We start from the raw sequence: 4,698 nt of genomic DNA, 5'->3' as shown, positions 1-4,698 counted from the left end.
GAGAGTTTTGAGCAATAGCAGCAATATTTTCAAATGAATCATGATAGGAAGATATGGTTTTTTCATCTGTCTCTGATCCATTTTTAAGGATTTCAAGAAGGCTTATAAGAGAGGTTTTAAGTGCTGAGAGCTGATTTTGATCAGTAATATTTCCGATATTAGAGATAAAGAAGGAGAAAATATCTTGATTGAACCCAGGAAGAATAGGGAATATAGCTTTTAATTGATCATTAATTTTAGAGATATTGGTTGAAAAATCTTGATTATTACATCCCAAAGTATCAAAAACATAAGAGAAGACAGAGGACTTAATATTATCGTTGACATCAGGCTTTTTGAATATATTAGATAAAGTTGTAACTATTGATTCAGTGATCGTAACGATTTGGTTAGCATCTTGACCATTTAAAGCTGTATAGATGTTAGAAATAATATTCTTAGCTATGTCAGGTTTTGTAAGGTTTTCTAAAATAAATTTATCATTATTGGTATCAAAAGAGGATATTTTGTAATCTTTAGCATTATCATGAAGCGCTAAAATGGATTTTAGGGAGGCAATTGCGGTAGGATTTACAGCAATATTAGCTAAATTTGCAAATAACTCAGGGTTATCGTCGATGTACTTATCATACTCATTATCTTGCGCCACAACCAGAAGTAGGTAATTGAGTGCGTCATAGTAATCTTGTAATTGGTTTATGTTTTCGGTATTTATATCTTTCAATTTAATGAAAATATGGCTAAGAATAGCCGCTTGATTATTGGACAAAGGCCTGTTATTTTGTGTAATGATGTGCCTAATCAGGTCAGGAATCAAGGCTAAAGTATCAGTTTTCGAATACAAATTGTAGAGGTTTTGGATGATGCTACTGTTGTTTTTGGCCGTGTTTGAGAAAGGTTCACCTGATTGATTTAAAGCTTCAATAGTGCTGAATAAAGCGGTAAATAGCTCTTTTGAAGGGATAATCATTGGTTGAGTAGATGCATCATTTCCGGCGATGATAGACATCATGTGGATTAGGGTCTCTTTTTGGTTAGTATTTAAAGGTTTTTTATCCATTAAGTTGTCGAAAAGGTCAGTGAACTTATCGATAGCGGTCTCACCATTATTATAGTTTTTTTGTAGAGCAGCGACGGATTTTAAGCAATTGAATAGATCTTGGTTTTGAGTGTAGGTGTCATCAAAAGATTTGGATTCGTCAGTTTTAGTAATATCAAAAAGTTTTGTTGAGGAAATATATAATTTTATCAAATTATCTTGATTAGCAGGTTTTTGGTAATTAATAGCGTCAAGAGTAAAGATTATAGCCTGTTGCTGATTTTGAGAAAGGGTTGTATTTTGATCTATCGGCTGAACAGCTGCTATCAGAGCAGAAATTTTTTGAAGAGTATTGTTTCTGGTGGAACTTGTCCCACAAAGATTTTTGATAATCGAGTTATTAATTGCCTGAAAGTCTTGATCTTGTACTTTCAAATTTGTGTATAAATCGACCAAATCATCATTTGTTTGGTTATCTGTATGAATTTGATTTATTAAAATTTTATCATTTTCAAGGAGAACATTTATGTTTTGGATGGTTTTTTTAATAATCAAAGATTTTTGATCCGTGTCAGCATTATTATTTAAAGAATTTAATATATCAAAAATATCGGAAAGATTTGTGTAAGTGATGCGATTGAGCTTATAATTTTGAGTATCGCTAGAATCTTTTTGTAAAATAGCAATTAGTGAGAGTAAAGTATAAGTATAAATCTGTTGCCCAGCTCTTATTGGATTAAAAGGTACAATTTTATTTAAATTTTCAAAAATTTTGATTAAATCATCTTGATTATTAGTGAGTTTTTCTTTAACAGAAGTTAATAACTTAGAGAAAGTATCAACTTTGGAGCAGTCTAAATAAGAAATCGTGTTATTTTTGAACTCTGTTATTTTAAGATCTGAATCGAATAAATTATGGTTATTAATAGTGTTGGAAAATCCAGAGTATAATGAAGAATTTTTGAAAATATCTCTTAAATTGTTGAAATCAGAGGCTGTTGTATAATCCTTCTCATCGATTTGTTGTACGTTAAGAGCTGATTTAAGGTTAGAAATAGCCGTATAATATGAGGTGTCAGGTGTATTTTTACATAAAATTTTAAATATACTGGACTGGTCTTGATTCGAATCGTGTAGGTAATGATCTATGACATTATTTGCTGATGAAAGGAAGAAAGTATCTATGTCAGAAATGTTTTCTTGGACAAAATTTATGAAATCATTGCCTAAAATTTTAGTAGAAAAATTCTGAATATTAAGGTTTTGATAAGTAGGATTTTGGTTATCAATTAAATCAGAGATTGAAAGCAGAGAATAGGTAATAATAGAATTATTTTTATCTTTTATCTTAGCAAATATTGTATTTATATCGTTTATTATATCATCGCTTATATTTTTAAAATTATCTATGATGTGAATGAGGAGATCGGAAGTGGATATATTATTAAAATTTTTAGAATTAATAGCGAATTTGTTGTATTCAGCGTACTTTTGGACAAGGTCGATGTTTATATGATCAGTTAACGAAATAAGATTTTGAATAGAAGCAAGCTTGCTAGGATCAGAGATTCCAGCAATTTTTTCCTCTAATTCTTTATCTAAATTGAATTTATGAGTGGATTTGAGCGCTTTAAGCAGATCGAGGACGGCTTGATTACGATTATTATTATCTTTTATATTGTTAACGAAATCAGGTAATTTTAGTGAAAAATCTGAGAGAACAAGGTTTTTATCGATATTATCCCAATTAGAGCTTAATTCAGCAAAAATGCGAGAATCGTTTAAAATGCCGATAAAAGTATCCTCGTGTGATCGGAATGAACCGCTTTCATTTTGATGAGCGAGAGATAAAATTAGTTTTTCAAAAGTATCTGTTGATGATACTTTAAGATCATCAATAACTTTTAGAAGTTTAAATAAATTTTCAATATTCTTTTTGTAATAGTGCGTATTAGAGTCTTCTGTTAATGAAGAAGTTTGTTCATTATTGACAACAGAATTTAAATATTTTATGTTTGTTATATTCGTGTTCGTAATTTGGAATGTTCCTGTATTTGAAATAATAGTTTCTAAAATATTTTTAAAATTATCGCTATTTATGTTTGAATAGGTTCTGTTTTGATTTATTAAATCATAAATAGACAGGATAGAGTACGTGTAAAGAATACTGTTAGAGTCGAGATTATCAGGATTAATAGATGCAATTTTAGTTATATGATTTTCGTAACTATTTAAAATATCATTGTATCCAAGTAGACGAGAAAAAATATCCGTTACAGATGTATTATTATCCGGGAAATTATTTTCAAGTTTATCATTATTTCCAGTAATAGTGGTTAGTTGGAAATATGAATCGAATAGACTATTATTTTCGACTAATGTCTTAAGATTATGAACAGAATTATTTGTTGCAAGAGAGAATATGTTGGAAAAGATGTTAGAATTTTCGGTATTATTGATTAAAGTTTTAGCATCTAACCCAGGGTTTTCCTTTTGTAATATAGAGATAAAATCATTATAAATAGAGAAAATATATTGTAAATTATCACTATTTTCTGGAATATTATGGTGCGACGCTAATTTATTAAATATATCAGTTAAGGTTGATTTTTCTGTATTTAAAAGAGGTATTTTAAATAAATTTTCGGTATTAAGCAGATTTTTTATGATCTTGATATTTATTTCGCATAAATCAGAGACAGAAGCCCTCGTTAAGTTATCGAATAAATCATTGTTAGCGTTAATTATATCGTTTGCAGTCCTTGGGTTTTCTTGATTTTTATAATTGGTATCGCAAAGAGTGCAGAGATCCTTTATATTTAGATAATATTGTAGAATATTTTCATAGATATCATTAGTTGAGCTAGCAGATTGTTCCTTGATATTTTTTGAATTTAAAAGAGCTAATCTTAAGATCTCAGAATCTTTTGTTTTTTCAAAGTTTGTGGTACCTTCAGGGTCATTAATTTTTGTTGTTAAAAATGTATGAAAAATATCGAGAATAGCGGGATCTGCCCGAAGATTTGAAACAATAATTTCATAAGGATCATTATCATTTGAGTACGTATTAATCCTAGAGATTGTATTATCAATGTTTTCATTATCAATTTTAAATAAATTTGTTAATGCTACAATAGTTGAGAGGTACTTTGTAACAAAGGTACTGATATCAATACCGTTCTCAAGGTCAAAGTTCTGGTTAAAAATAATAAAATTTAAATGTTTTAAAGCGAAATAGAGGTTTCCGTCATTATTTTTATCATTCAAAATGTCTATGATGGAGTTCAGATCAGTAAGATCTTTATTATTAGTTAAAAGTTTATCTAATGTAGCAACGAAATAAGTGTATAGATATGATTTCGTTGGTATCGTTATTCCAGTAGGTTTTGCTTTTTCTTTTACATTTTTAATCAAATTTAAGAAAAGATTTATTTTATTTTGGGAATAAATATCATTTAAGAGAGTATCGTTAATTAAAGAATGAGAGGAAAGGATGGAGCTCAGAGTTGAGATTAGAGGAGAGTTTTGAGCAATAGCAGCAATATTTTCAAATGAATCATGATAGGAAGATATGGTTTTTTCATCTGTCTCTGATCCATTTTTAAGGATTTCAAGAAGGCTTATAAGAGAGGTTTTAAGTGCTGAGAGCTGATTTTGAT

General features: G+C 29.0%; 1 protein-coding gene. It reads right to left on the bottom strand.

What is annotated here, in order from left to right:
- Positions 1–4,698, bottom strand: a 4,698-nt coding sequence (locus ACR0P1_RS07505; protein WP_432645785.1) for a hypothetical protein, incomplete at both ends; no start/stop codon positions are given.

It is taken from the genome of Methanobrevibacter sp. (genome assembly GCF_050872065.1).
Lineage (GTDB): Archaea > Methanobacteriota > Methanobacteria > Methanobacteriales > Methanobacteriaceae > Methanocatella.
Note: the sequence above shows the minus strand (reverse complement) of the source record. Positions and strands in the feature narration are given on the sequence as shown.